General features: G+C 65.0%; 9 protein-coding genes. 2 read left to right on the top strand and 7 right to left on the bottom strand.

What is annotated here, in order from left to right; translation table 11 throughout:
• Nucleotides 1–211: 211 nt before the first annotated feature.
• The 3 genes from eutC to OZ411_RS19685 all read right to left on the bottom strand — a co-directional run bounded on the left by eutC (nt 212) and on the right by OZ411_RS19685 (nt 4,096).
• The gene (gene eutC, locus OZ411_RS19695; protein WP_282529286.1) at nt 212–979 is read right to left on the bottom strand and encodes an ethanolamine ammonia-lyase subunit EutC; all 768 of its coding nucleotides are present in this window, start codon (nt 977–979) and stop codon (nt 212–214) included.
• A 6-nt stretch (nt 980–985) separates the two neighbouring features.
• Entirely contained in the window at nt 986–2,572 is a 1,587-nt protein-coding gene (locus OZ411_RS19690; protein WP_282529285.1) for a B12-binding domain-containing radical SAM protein, read from the bottom strand.
• 141 nt (nt 2,573–2,713) lie between these two features.
• Nucleotides 2,714–4,096 (bottom strand): ethanolamine ammonia-lyase subunit EutB, encoded by a 1,383-nt coding sequence (locus OZ411_RS19685; RefSeq protein WP_282529284.1) that lies wholly within the window; start codon nt 4,094–4,096, stop codon nt 2,714–2,716.
• A 213-nt stretch (nt 4,097–4,309) separates the two neighbouring features.
• Here OZ411_RS19685 and OZ411_RS19680 point away from each other — a divergent pair, with 213 nt between their 5' ends.
• Nucleotides 4,310–6,058, top strand: coding sequence for a HAMP domain-containing methyl-accepting chemotaxis protein (locus OZ411_RS19680; RefSeq protein ID WP_282529283.1), 1,749 nt, complete (start codon nt 4,310–4,312; stop codon nt 6,056–6,058).
• On the opposite strand, the gene OZ411_RS19675 is transcribed toward OZ411_RS19680, so the two are convergent.
• On the bottom strand, nt 6,059–7,327 hold the full coding sequence (locus OZ411_RS19675) for a PAS domain-containing sensor histidine kinase (protein ID WP_282529282.1): 1,269 nt from the start codon (nt 7,325–7,327) through the stop codon (nt 6,059–6,061).
• Nucleotides 7,328–7,460: 133 nt separating this feature from the next.
• The gene (locus OZ411_RS19670; protein WP_282529281.1) at nt 7,461–8,453 is read right to left on the bottom strand and encodes a formylglycine-generating enzyme family protein; all 993 of its coding nucleotides are present in this window, start codon (nt 8,451–8,453) and stop codon (nt 7,461–7,463) included.
• 448 nt (nt 8,454–8,901) lie between these two features.
• Between OZ411_RS19670 and OZ411_RS19665 the strand changes: the two genes are divergently transcribed.
• Nucleotides 8,902–9,891 (top strand): helix-turn-helix domain-containing protein, encoded by a 990-nt coding sequence (locus OZ411_RS19665; protein WP_130577131.1) that lies wholly within the window; start codon nt 8,902–8,904, stop codon nt 9,889–9,891.
• Nucleotides 9,892–10,019: 128 nt separating this feature from the next.
• On the opposite strand, the gene OZ411_RS19660 is transcribed toward OZ411_RS19665, so the two are convergent.
• Both OZ411_RS19660 and OZ411_RS19655 read right to left on the bottom strand, forming a co-directional pair.
• The gene (locus OZ411_RS19660; protein WP_282529280.1) at nt 10,020–10,898 is read right to left on the bottom strand and encodes a transglutaminase family protein; all 879 of its coding nucleotides are present in this window, start codon (nt 10,896–10,898) and stop codon (nt 10,020–10,022) included.
• On the bottom strand, nt 10,895–13,417 hold the full coding sequence (locus OZ411_RS19655) for a circularly permuted type 2 ATP-grasp protein (RefSeq protein WP_282529279.1): 2,523 nt from the start codon (nt 13,415–13,417) through the stop codon (nt 10,895–10,897). The genes OZ411_RS19660 and OZ411_RS19655 overlap by 4 nt, the downstream gene beginning before the upstream one ends.
• Nucleotides 13,418–13,421: the final 4 nt, after the last annotated feature.

The raw sequence follows: 13,421 nt of genomic DNA, 5'->3' as shown, positions 1-13,421 counted from the left end.
AAGTATTGACCGCCGCCGGTTTTACAGGCCCCTCCCCCGCCTCGCAAGCACGAGGGATAGGTCAAATCGGCGTGTGCGGTACAAAAATCGCCATTAAGTATCTGATTTGTCACAGCGCAGGAGCGGATCGGGCTGAAGCCGTCCTGCTCTCATCTCTTTGTTCGAACGTGATCTTTTCGGAGGGCCGGTCCCGCCTCCCCGGATCATGAGCTCAGGGCGCGGCCAACTGCGGCGGAATGCCTCCGCTCTCGTCCTTCAACGCAACGCCAGTGACTTCGCGGCTCAGTCCCTCGCGGACCAGCCACGCGATTCGGTATGCGGCTTCCGCGTAGGTGAGGCCCGCGCGGTGAATGTTGGAGATGCAGTTTCGTTCCGCATCGGTGCGGCCGATCCGCGGCGCGAAGGTCAGGTAAGCGCCGAGGCTGTCGGGCGCGGACAGGCCGGGCCGCTCGCCAATCAGGACCAGGATCATGCGCGCGTTGAGAAGCGCGCCGATCTCGTCGCCGAGCGCAACGCGGGCGCCCGAGGCGATCACGGTCCTACCGATATCGATCCGGCCGGCCGCAAGCTGCGGCAGCAGATGGCGAACCAGTTCGACCGCATGGACATTGACCGCGGTCGGCGACAGGCCATCGCCGATCACAAGGTCCAGTTGGCTGGACGTGCTGCCGAGGCTCTCCAAGGCGCGCCGCGATTCGGGATCGAGCATGCGTCCAAGATCGGGACGCCTGAGATAGTCGCGGCGATCGCGCGCCTGGCTCAACACCTGGAGCGGCTGCAGGCCGAGTTCGTTCAATCCTGCAATGAGGCCATCGAGATCGAAAGCGGCATGAACGGCATCGCGCGCACGGGCATGGTCGAGCGTGAAGCCCAGCAGCGCCTCGGTCGGCAGGCTGACGCCGGAGCGGCCGAGCCCGACGCGCGCAGGCGTCAATTCGCGCAGGCGCGTCAGCGAAAGGGGCGGCGCCGGTGGTTTCATTTCCGGCTACTCGGCAGGCACGGAAGCTTCGCGCAACCGGATCGAATAGTTCGACGCGTTCTGCTGGCCGCTCGAGGCCGCACGCGCGAACGTGATCAGGTGATGCGCGATCATCGACGATGCGATCAATCCCTCGATGTCGCCGCGGCGAAGCCGCCCGAGCGCGAACTTCCAGAATGTCCGCTTATAGTCACCGAGCACGCCGACCTGCCAGAAGATGTTGCGCAGCATGATCAGCCCGCGCCTGATATTGGCCCAGCTCTTCATTTCCGGGTTGACCGGGACCTTCACGCGGTTGGCGTAGGTGTAGTCGCATTGGTGCTCGTAGCGCGCAAACAGCTTTTCGGGCTCGTAGGCCACCTCCATGCACCGCTTCCAGGAGCTGATGACCTGATCGTAGGGCAGAAGGAACTCGACGTTGGAGTCGCGGCTGTCGTCCTCGACCAGGCGTCCCTCGCGTTCGAGCCGATCCCAGAGCGGCGTCTTCGGCAGCGCCTGCAGCAGGTTGATCGTCAATAGCGGAATCCGGGATTCATCGACGAAAGCAAGCAGCGCGTCCGCGGTCTCGGGCTTGTCGGTGTCCAGGCCCATGATGATGCCGGAGACGACCTCCATGCCGTAGGAATTGATGGTCTGAACGCCTTCCAGGATCGGGACCATCATGTTGTGGTCCTTGTGCATGGCCTTCAGCGCGTCGGGATCGGGCGTCTCGATGCCGCAGAAGATCGTGACGAAGTAGGCTTCACGCATCTTCTCGAGGATCTCGGGCCGCTTGGCGATGTTCAGCGTCGCCTCGCAGGCGAGCCGCACGACGTAACCAGTCTTCTTCTGCCACTCGATCAGATGCGGCAACAGGTCCAGCGCCGCCTTGCGGTTGCCGATGAAATTGTCGTCGACGAAATAGACCGTGTCGGTCATGCCGCATTCGCGCAGCCGGTCGAGCTCGGCGATGATCTGCTGCGGCGTCTTCAGGCGCGGGTTGCGGCCGTAGAGGCCGGGGATATCGCAGAACTCGCACTGATAGGGGCAGCCGCTGGAGAACTGGATGCTGCCGAGGAAATAGCGTTTGGTCTCGGCAAGCTCGTAGGCCGGAATCGGGAACTCCGTCATCGGCACACGGTCCACGGTCTTCAGGACCACCTGCTCAGCGGGACGCGACGTATCGCGCGCGAGCCGTGCGATCAGCTCATGGGTGGCGTCGCCGAGTTCGCCGACATGGAGATAATCGAAGGACGGATAGTAGTCCGGGCAGGCGCTGACCGAGGGACCGCCAAGGGCGACGGCCAGATCGAAGGCATGCGCGCGGCGGCAGATGTCGTTCATGTGGTGGCGCTGGATGTGCATGCCGCTGACGAACACCGCCTCCGCCCACTCGAAATCTGCCTTGGCGGCGGGACGGATGTTCTCGTCGATGAAGCGGACCTGCCAGTTTTCCGGCAGATAGGCCGCGATCAGCAAGAGCCCCTGCGGCGGCATGAAAGCCTTGACGCCGTCGGTCAATGGATAGGCGTATTCGAACGTACCGAACGCCGATGTGTAGCGCGGGAAGACGCAGAGGATGCGTCGTGCCGCCTCGATGCCCTCAGCTCTCATCCAAACTTCCTTAAGACGAGCCTAAACCAAATGTAAGCACGGCATCGGACGCTGGGCCAGAAATTCTTCAAGATTGTGGCGGCGCACACGCGCAGGGAACGGGTCGTTGCCAAAGAGCACTGCGAGAGGGAACGCCGAGTTTCAGGCGATCAGGCGCGAGGCAAATTCGGGCAGCAGCCCTGCGCGATCGGTGAGCCGGAAGTCGTTCCCCGCGAGCCCGGCGCGCAACAGCCAGTCGTCGAATTCGGGCGCCCGCTTGAGGCCGAAGACGTCCCGGACATAGAGCGCGTCGTGGAACGACGTCGACTGGTAATTCAGCATGACATCATCGGCGCCGGGCACCCCCATGATGAAGGTGACACCGGCCGCGGCCAGCAGCGTCAGGAGATTGTCCATGTCGTCCTGGTCGGCCTCGGCGTGGTTGGTGTAGCAGACGTCGACGCCGAGCGGTAGGCCGAGCAGCTTGCCGCAGAAGTGATCCTCAAGGCCGGCGCGAATGATTTCCTTGCCGTCGTAGAGATATTCCGGGCCGATGAAGCCGACCACGCTGTTGACGAGCAAAGGATCGAAGGCGCGGGCGACCGCATAGGCGCGGGCCTCGCAAGTCTGCTGGTCGACGCCATGATGGGCGTTGGCCGACAGCACCGAGCCCTGCCCGGTCTCGAAATACATGACGTTGTCGCCGACCGTGCCGCGGCGGAGCGACAGCCCCGCCTCGCGCGCTTCGCCGAGCAGCACGAGATCGACGCCGAAGCTGCGGTTGGCGGCTTCCGTCCCGGCGATCGACTGGAATACCAGGTCGACCGGCAGGCCCTGCCCGATCAGCCCCAGCGTCGTCGTCACATGGGTCAGCACGCAGCCCTGGGTTGGGACCGAAAGGCGCGTGATGATGTCGTCAAGCAGCCTGAGCAGGCCGCCGATGACGTTGGGGTCATCGCTTGCTGGATTGATGCCGATGCAGGCGTCGCCCGATCCGAGCAGGAGCCCATCGAGGATCGAGGCGGTGATGCCCTTGACGTCATCGAAGGGATGGTTGGGCTGCAGTCGCGTGCTCATCCGGCCGCGCAGCCCGATGGTGTTGCGGAAGCGGGTCGTCACCTCGCATTTCTTCGCAATCAGGATCAGGTCCTGGTTGCGCATCAGTTTCGACACCGCGGCCGCCATTTCGGGCGTGATGCCGCGGGACAACTTCTGCAGCGTGTCGGTGCTCGCGGCATCCGACAGCAGCCAGTCACGAAAGCCGCCGACGGTCAGCGACGAGATGGCCGCAAAAGCTGCGGCATCATGGGTATCGAGGATCAGGCGGGTGACCTCGTCGCCCTCGTAAGGAATGACCGCCTCGTTCAGGAACCGCTTCAGCGGCACATCGGCGAGTGCGATCCGCGCCGCGATCGTCTCCTCCGCACTGCCAGCCGCGATCCCGGCAAGGCGGTCGCCGGAGCGCGGCGGCGTGGCCTTGGCGAGCAGGTCGCGCAGATCGCCGAATACGTAAGAAGTGGCACCGATGACGTGGCGATAGACCATGACGAGTTCCCGCGCGCTGGCCGCGCTTCATTGGATCAACAGCCTATCACCATGCAAGAACCGGTGCCGATCGGTTATCCGGGCCGGACGCCGCCTGGGTCGCTTGCCTTTGGTTGCAATGCGGAAAACTTCTCGCATTAAGAAATTGTCCATCAAGATTCTAGATGATTTTACCGGCCGTCGGTGCTCCCCGGCCCATCTGGAGTGCCGCGAATGGCTGAAATCACGACCTCTCCCCGCCCCATCCCTGTCCGCGCCATGGCGTCCCGGCTTTCGCTTGCTGCCAAGCTGTATGCGATCTTTGCACTGTTCGCGGTGCTGACCGCGGCCATCACCTTCCTGTCCGACTACAACAGCCGCCGGAACGCGGAGCTCACGGAGGCCGTGGAGACGGCAAGCCACGCGGCGCTAAACGTCGAGCGGGTCAATTCGCTCGTCTATGCGGTGGTGATGGAATCCCGCGGCATCTACATGTCGACGGATCCGGCCACGGTGAAGAAATACGGCGATGGGCTGCTCAAGTTCAACGAACGCATCCTCGCCGTGGTCAAGAACTGGGAGCAGATCGTCCGGGCCGACGATGCCGAGCAGTTCGCCAAATTCAAGAAGCGCATCGAGCAGTTCGTCGACTTCCGCAAGGAGCTCGTGCGCCGCGGCGTCGAGATCGGCGCCGCCGCGGGCCGCGAATGGGGCGACAACGACGCCAATCGCGACATGCGGACGGCGCTGAACAAGGATTTGGAGGCGCTGTCGAAGGTCTATGTCGAGCGCAGCAAGAAGCTGGCGCAGGAGACCGACACCAACCGCACCCTGGCGCTCGTCCTGACCGGCCTCGGCGGCCTGGCGCTGGTTCTGGTGGTGCTCGGCGTGCTGATCATCTCGCGCTCGGTCGCCCGCCCGCTGTCCGCGATCACCACCACGATCAGGCAGGTTGCGGAAGGCGAGGAGAACGTCGCGGTTCCTCACACTGGGCGCGGCGACGAGATCGGCGCGCTGGCGCGCGCAATCGAGATCTTCCGGGAGGCGATGCAGCGCAACCGCAACCTCAATTCACAGGTGCTGCAGGAATCGAAGGCACGCGACGAGCGCACCAGGCACATCGAAGCCTCGGTGGAAGCGTTCCGCGAGGCGATCGGCGCGGTGCTGCGCGCGGTCAACGACAACGCGGCCTCGATGCGCGATACCGCGCAGGCCATTGCCAGCGTGGCATCCGATGCCAGCGATCGCGCGGTGACGGCCGCCGGCGCCACCACGCAGGCCGCCGACAATGTCTCCGCCGTCGCCAGCGCGGCCGAAGAACTCTCGGCCTCGGTGCAGGAGATCGGCCGCCAGATCCGCCAGTCCGCCGGCGCGGTCGAAGAGGCCGGCCAGCGCACCGACAGGTCGGTCGCCGAGATCGAAGGGCTTGCCGCCGCGACCCAACGCATCGACGGCGTGCTCACGCTGATCCGGGCCATCGCCGAGCAGACCAACCTGCTCGCGCTCAACGCCACCATCGAGGCCGCACGCGCCGGCGACGCCGGCCGCGGCTTCGCGGTCGTCGCCCATGAGGTCAAGGCGCTGGCGGAGCAGACGGCGAAAGCCACCGTCGACATCGGCGAGAATATCGGCACGATCCAGGCCTCGACGCGCAATTCGGTCGAAGCAGTGCGCGAGATCGGCAACGCCGTGCGCGAGATCAACGTGGTGACATCGAATATCGCAAGCGCAGTCGGCGAGCAGGATGCCGCGACGCGCGAGATCTCGATCAATGCGCAGGCGGCCGCGCAAGGCAATGACACGCTGGTGGTCAATATCGGCTCACTCAGCGACGCGATAGGCAAGACATCCGTCGCCGCGGAATCCGTGCTTGCCGCGTCCGGCGAATTGACTGCGACGGCGGAGACGCTATCGCGCGAGGTCGAGAAGTTTTTCGGTAATTTGCGCGCCGATCCGGTTGAGGGCGCGCGGAAGAGCGCGTGATCAGTCCGCGCTTCGGTGCGCGCTCTGCTCGCCCACGATCCTGGGCAACAGCAGTTGAACGCGCGTGCCGCTGCCGGGCTCGCTATCCAGCCTGATCCGCCCTCCCAGGCGCTCGGTTACGATGTTATGGACGATATGCAGACCGAGACCGGTCGCGCCTTCGTGGCGGCGGGTCGTGAAGAAGGGATCGAACGCCCGACGCCTGGTCTCGGCACTCATCCCTGAACCGTTGTCGGCAAACACCACCTCGATATGATCGGGCCCTGCGGCGCGCACGGTCAGGTCGACGGCACCGCGGCGGCCGTCCGGAAACGCATGCGCGATGGCATTGAACGCCAGATTGGTCAGCACCTGCCCGTAAGGGCCAGGATAGCCGTTCATCCGAAGATTTGGCTCGCACCATGCATTCAACGTGATGCCGCGCTCCTGAAACTCGGGACGAAGGTTGAGGAGAATCCGTCCGGTCAATTCGCCAACATCAAATTCTCGTCGCTCGGATTGATCGTCGTCGGCTGCGACCTGCTTGAACGCGCTCACCAGTTCGGCCGCGCGATTGAGGTTGGTCACAAGCTGGTTCGATGCATCGTTGATCGCGGCGACGAACTCGGTCAGCGTCGACCGGCGGAGGCCGCCGCGTGCGGCTTCGGCCGCAAAACGCTCGGTCCTGCGCTGAAGTGACGAGGCAACCGTCAGGCTGATGCCGACGGGATTGTTGACCTCATGGGCAACGCCCGCGACCATCCGGCCAAGCGCGGCAAGCTTCTCGGCTTCAACCAGCGAAGCCTGGGCCTCTCGCAGATCTTGCAGCGCGGCCTCGGCAGCATCGCGGGCCTGGCGAAGCGCCTGCTCGCTGCGCTTCCGTTCGGTGATCTCCTCCGCCGCGACATTGATGGCAACGATCTGGCCGCTTGGGGCGCGCAACGGGTGCCAATACGTTACCCAGAAACGCTCATCGACCCGATCGGCCCGTTGACCGGCGACTTCAACGCCGATCACCGGTTCGCCGGTCTCCATGATCGACCGCACGATCTGCTCGACCGAGTCGGCCAGCGCCGGCACGCAATCCCTGACGGAGCGTCCGAGATGGTACTCGACGGACAATCCGCATATCTCGGTAAGACGTTGATTGATCTGCAGATACCGGCAGTCTGGAGACAGGCATGCGAGCCCGATCGGCGCTGTGTCATAGACCAGTTGCAGCGCCGGCTGCGGGAACAACATGACGGCCGCTGGTTCGCCCCCCGGCCTCGCATTCGCAGTATTCGACACCACGCCTCCCCTGCTGCCGAGTGGGCTAATTGCCGGAAGCACAGACTTGTTCCCATCATCGGAACCGATTCAATGACGCTTTCCTAGCTCGGTAGCACGTTCAGCGGTGTGCAACCAGCAGGATGACCGCGCATCATGAATGGTGGCGAGATGGAGAAACGGGTGAGCGCAACACGCACCGGAAGCCGACATGGCTCGTCGAGGCATCAACCGCCTCCGCGTGCCGCGCGGCGGGACGATAGCGGCGGCTGTAGTTCGGCGCAGAGAGATGCGAACCGCCCTTGAGCACCTTGCGTGGAATGCGAGCCCGCGGTCGCGCCGGATCGTAGCTGGCCTCCTTGCGGCCGCCGACGGGATTATGCGGGACGCCGTGCTGCGCGTCGGCCTCGTGGCGTGCCGACCACCAATCGGTCGTCCACTCCCAGACGTTGCCGATCATGTCGGAGACGCCATAGCCGTTCGGCGGGAACGCCGTCACCGGCGAGGTGCGGTCATAGCCGTCCTCGCAGAGATTCTGGACCGGGAAATTGCCCTGCCAGGTATTGGCCATGTGGACGCCGCCGGGCATCAAGGCGTTGCCCCAGGCGTATTCCTCATCCTCGAGCCCGCCGCGCGCAGCGAATTCCCACTCCGCTTCCGTCGGCAATTCCTTTCCGACCCATTTCGCGTAAGCCAATGCGTCAGCGTAAGTGATGTGCACGACCGGATGACTGCCGAGCACATTGATGTGGGTCTTGGGGCCATATGGATGGCGCCAGTTGGCGCCGGGCGTGAACGTCCACCACTGGCTTGTGTCGCGCAAATCGCGCACCCGCCGCGGCGCGGTGAAGACGAGCGAGCCGGCTTGGCGCATGTCCGGCGGCGCGTCCGGATCGTTCGCGGGACTGGGCGGGATCTCCGCCGCGGTGATGTGGCCGGTGGCGAGGACGAACTCGCGGAACTGCCAATTGGTGACCGGTGTTCGGTCGATCCAGAAACCGTCGACCGTCACGCGATGCGCTGGCGCTTCTTCGGGGTAGTGATGATCCGATCCCATCCGGAACGTGCCGCCGGGAATCCAGACCATGTCCTCGGTCCTGATATCATCCGGCTGATAGTTGCTGCATTCGGTCTCTGCCCGAAACATGGCGCCAACTTTGCGCGGTGTCGCGCCCCTTCCGGTTCAAGCGCCGCCAGCCCAGCGGCAGCAACAGGTGAGCCCCTCTTGTCGTGTGCGCAGGTTGCGATAAGCGCAGCCGCTCCCGCCGCGCGTGACGCGGTCCAAAACGACCTGATCACGTGCCTGCTCTGGTTGAGGACCAAACGATAGACCAACTCCGCGGGCCTGTGATGTGCAGAGTGTGCCAATTTTCGGCAAGCTTGCTTATAGCCGTCGCGCGAACTCACCTGATGTGGCCGATCCCTGGGGGTTGCGAGGGCTTTGACGAAAATTCAGGGACAATTGCTGCCGCACGCGCGCCATCACGAAACCCGAATCGCTGCAACAAATCGGTGTCATGGTGTGGCAGGAACTTCACCGTCCCCGACTTGTTGTCGGGACCGGCACTGCCCCACCGTGCGTGGGGGAGGCGAAGATGGCGCAACGTCTTTCGGTCAACATCTCCAACCTCGATGGCTTCGAGGGCATGCATCAGGGCGTCAAGGGCAGCCATGTCGACGTCATGCAGATCGGACGTGGCAGGCTGCGCGGGACCCTGTCTCATGTCGGCATCGGGGATTTCTCGCTGAGCATCGGCTCGTTCAGTCTCGGCCTGCGCACGCAGCGTATTTCGACCGATGACCGGCTGATCGTCGGCATGCTGCTGGATGCCGAAGATCGTGTCACGCACTGGTCGTTCGACATGCGTCCGTCCGACGTCCTGGTGATCCCGCCGCTGGTCGAGCATGATGGGATCTTCCACGGCGCGTCCACTTATGCAGCGGTCCGGCTCGATCTCGCTCATCTCGGCTCCGTCTTCGGCGGCGACGCGCGGCTCAGCGATCCCGCCCATTGGCTGGAAAAGAGTTACTATCGCACAGACGATGCGATCGGCATGGTCGCAGCCCGCCGCCTGCCCCAGATCATTTCAGGTCTCGCACGACACGAGTCGGTGCTTTCGGACGATGCGGCGGAATTCTGGAAGCGCGCCATCGTCGACTGCATGACGGGTACGATCGTCAATTCGCTGCCGCCCGATGACCGCGGCCATCTGCCATCGGCGATGAAGCTCGTTCGCCGCGTCGAGGACTATCTCGATAGAGTGGGCCCGAGGCCGGTGCATATCTCCGAGATCTGCGCCGAATTCAGCCTGTCGCGGCGCGGACTTCACCGTGCCTTTCAGGAAGTGTTCGGCATCGGCCCCGTAACATTCCTGCGCCACAAACGCCTTTGCGCCATCCATTCCATGCTGAGGGAAAGCGTGCCCGGAGAGGTCACCGTCGGCGAAATCGCGATGCAGCAGGGCTTCATCGAACTCGGACGGTTCGCCCAATATTACAGAAACCTGTTCGGCGAGTACCCGTCCGAGACGCTGCGCGGCAAGCGCGCGGGCGGACTGCCGCCGTCCGCCGCCGCATTTCGCTGAGCCATCGGCAGTAAATCCGTAGCACGGGTGGAGCGCAGCGCAACCCGGGACAAGCGGATCAACATCTGGCGCGGACCCGGGTTACGCTGACGCTTCACCCGGGCTACGGCAGGATGTGCGCGACGGCGTCACTCCACCAGCAGCACGTCGACGGCGACGTTCAGCTTCTGCTTGCGCGAGCCGACGATGATGCCGTCGACCGGCGAGACGTCGGAGAAATCGCGGCCCACCGCGAGGATGATGTGATCGTTCTCAACCAGGAGATCGTTGGTCGGATCAAAGCCGATCCATCCGAGCTCGGCGCCGCACCACACTGAGACCCAGGCGTGGGTCGCGTCAGCCCCTTGCAAGCGCGGCTGTCCCGGCGGCGGGATGGTGCGCAAATAGCCGCTGACATAGGCGGCCGGCAGGCCGAGGCCACGGAGCCCTGCGATCATCACATGGGCAAAGTCCTGGCAGACGCCGTGGCGTTTCTCGAACACTTCCGTTAGCGGCGTTGAGATCACGGTGGCCTTGGAATCGTACCTGAAGTCGCTGCGGATGCGGCGCATCAGGTCGGCGGCACCGGCGAGGATGCCGCCTCCTCGCGGAAAGCTTGCGGACGCGTAGGCCGTAAGCGGCCCGAGCACCGGCACCAGCGCGCTCGCGAAGACATATCCGACCGGCGATGATGGTCCGAGACTCGTCGCCTCGAACGCAACGTCGCGCACGCTCTCCCAGGGCGGGCTCGGCGAGTTGCGGCCGGGCGCATGGCGCGAGACCGCGACGCGCGAGCGCGAGTCGACGCGCAGATTACGGTGCGCGGTCTCGATCAGGACGCTTTCGGTCAAGGTGCCGAAGAAGTCGCGCCGCGCCGTGCGCTCTGCTGGCCGCGGCCTGATCTCGACGCTGTGGGAGATCAGCTCCTGCCCGTCGCCGCTTTGCGGCTCCAGCCGTAGCGAGCATCGCGCGAAACTCACGGGGCTTTCGTAGGAGTAGGTCGTGACGTGCCTGATATCGTAGATCACGCGAGGCCTGTTAGCTTCTCCGGCCGGCTCGCATTGGGCCCGTGCGGGAAATAATGCAGCCCGATAGCGTCGGCGAGATTGAGCAGGTCCTGCTCCAGCGAGAACAACGTCTTGACATCAAGAGTTTCCGCTTCCGCCGTCGCCAGCATCGCCTGCAGCGCAACCGCGAGCCGCTGCGGGCGCTCGATCATCCCGTATTCCTTCAGGCTCGGCAGTGCCGCGATGTGTTCGTTGAGGCTTTCGACCTGGAACGCGACCGAGCGCGGGTTGTAAGGGTCGAGCACCGCGAGATCGCGCACCGGCGCAAGGATAGGCGTCACCAGATAGCGGGAACGATAGGTGATCTGGCAATCGACGAGCGTCAGCAGGATGTCGAGATCTTCATCACCAGCCTCGTCAAAAGCGAACTGCCGCGCGAAGCGGGTGGTGTTGATGGCGCGCTCGGCGCGGCGGCCCATGTCAAGAAAGCGCCAGCCCGCGGCGCGGTTCATGTTCTCCTGCGCAAGTCCCGCAAAGCTCGCCAGCTCCTGCAACGTCAATTCGGCCGCGCTGATGACGCCATCGTCATCCTCGACCTCCTCGCCGAGCCGGTCCACTATCTCGGTGATGACCTGCCACGCGTCCGGCGACAGCCTCTCGCGCAGCGAGGTGGCGGTGCGCTGTGCCGAGCGCACCAGCGAGAGCGCCGAACCGAAACGTTCCTCGCTCTGCAAGGCTTCGGCGACGACCTTGGCCGGGTTCGCCCGCGCCGTCTGCGAGGTCGCGCCCCAGGCCACCAGCATGCGCTGGATGCGCTCGACCGAATGCAGGTTGGACGCGCCGCTCGCATTCGACCTCGCGGGATCGCGCATCGGCGAGCCGAGCGCGCGGATCAATCGCAGCATCGCTTCGGCACGTTCGAGATAGCGGCCGAGCCAGAACAGATTGTCGGCGGCGCGGCTCGGCAACACGCCGGCGATGCGGCGGATGCGCACGGTATCGCCGGCGGGCAACAGGCTCGCGGTCGAGACTGCTTTTTCCGACACCACCCAGACATCCGCGGCGCGTGCGCCGTCGCCCATCGACACCGCGCGGGCATCCGCCTGTTCGGCGATCCGGCAGAAGCCGCCGGGCAGGATCGTCCAGCCGTGCGGTGTGGCCGCGGCGAAAACGCGCAGCACAAAGGGGCGCGGCGTGAGCTGGCCGTTCTCCCACACCGGCGTGGTCGACAGCCGCACCAATTCCTGGCCGACAAAGTCGATGCCACGCTCGGTGATGGCAATCTTCAGCCGCTCGCGTTCGCTCGGCGACAACTCTCCCGCGAGCACGGGACCATGGCTGGCAAAGCCCGGGACACCCCGGCCATAGGCGCTTTCGATCGCGAAATCATCGAGCCGCGACAATACCTGTTCGCGCGCGGCCTTCTGACCGCACCACCAGGTCGCGATATGCGGCATTTCCAGTTCTTCGCCGAGCAGCCGTCGGCACAGGCTCGGCAGGAAGCCGAGCAGCGCCCGCGCTTCCAGCACGCCCGAACCGGGCATGTTGGCGATGACGACACCGCTCTTGCGCAGCACCTCGATCAGGCCGGGCACGCCGAGATGCGAGGAGGCGTTGAGCTCCAGCGGATCGAGCCAATTGGAATCGACCCGGCGCAGCAGCACGTCGAGCCGCTTCAGCCCGGCAACTGTGCGAATGTGGACGCGGTCGCCGCTGACGGCGAGATCGTCGCCTTCGACCAGCAGGAAGCCGAGATAGCGCGCCAGCGTCGCGTGCTCGAAATAGGTCTCGTTGAACGAGCCCGGGGTCAACAGACCAATGCGCGGCTCGTCGCGGTCGGCGCTGGCGCGTAAGGCGTCGCGGAACGCTTCGAAGAACGGCGCAACGCGCTCGACATTCATCGACTTGTAGAGGCCGGCGAACGCGCGCGAGAGCACCAGGCGGTTTTCCAGCGCGTAGCCCGCGCCCGAGGGCGCCTGCGTGCGATCGCCGAGCACCCACCAGCGGCCGTCAGGGCCGCGGCCGACATCGGCGGCATAAAGGTGGAGGTAGCGCCCGCCCGGCGGCTTGATGCCGCTGACGGCGCGCAGATATTCGCTGCTGCCGGCGATCGCGGCGGCGGGGATCGCGCCATCAGTGACAAGGCGACCATCGCCATAGATGTCGCGCAGGATCATTTCGAGCAGTTGCGCGCGCTGCGTGATGCCGGAAACAAGCTGCTGCCAGTCGGCGTCATCGATGATCAGCGGCAGGTGGCTCAGCGGCCACAGCCGGTCGGAAGTCTCGCCGGGCGCACGATAGGTGACGCCGGCGTCGCGCAAATGCCGGTCGGCGGCGGCGAAGCGACGCTCGATCTCCGCCGGCGATAGGGCAGAAAACGCATCGAAGAAGCGGGTCCAGACCGGGCGCGGGGTGCCGTCCGGGCCGATATATTCATCGGGAATGCCGGGCAGCCGCGCATAGTCGCGCGACCACTGCGCCATGCGGCGCTGGCCCGGGCGGGCCTTGTTCTCCTGGCTGTGTTCCTGGCCGGTCGCCATTCCG

Origin of the sequence: Bradyrhizobium sp. Arg237L (assembly GCF_029990105.1) — a bacterium.
Classification (GTDB): Bacteria; Pseudomonadota; Alphaproteobacteria; order Rhizobiales; family Xanthobacteraceae; genus Bradyrhizobium.
This window is presented reverse-complemented; position numbering and strand designations above follow the sequence as displayed.

Bases quoted from the DNA above. Each gene is read 5' to 3' on its own strand.
- OZ411_RS19670 (WP_282529281.1), bottom strand. From the start codon at position 8,453: ATGTTTCGGGCAGAGACCGAATGCAGCAACTATCAGCCGGATGATATC.
- eutC (WP_282529286.1), bottom strand. From the start codon at position 979: ATGAAACCACCGGCGCCGCCCCTTTCGCTGACGCGCCTGCGCGAATTG.
- OZ411_RS19655 (WP_282529279.1), bottom strand. From the start codon at position 13,417: ATGGCGACCGGCCAGGAACACAGCCAGGAGAACAAGGCCCGCCCGGGC.
- OZ411_RS19665 (WP_130577131.1), top strand. From the start codon at position 8,902: ATGGCGCAACGTCTTTCGGTCAACATCTCCAACCTCGATGGCTTCGAG.
- OZ411_RS19685 (WP_282529284.1), bottom strand. From the start codon at position 4,096: ATGGTCTATCGCCACGTCATCGGTGCCACTTCTTACGTATTCGGCGAT.
- OZ411_RS19680 (WP_282529283.1), top strand. From the start codon at position 4,310: ATGGCTGAAATCACGACCTCTCCCCGCCCCATCCCTGTCCGCGCCATG.
- OZ411_RS19690 (WP_282529285.1), bottom strand. From the start codon at position 2,572: ATGAGAGCTGAGGGCATCGAGGCGGCACGACGCATCCTCTGCGTCTTC.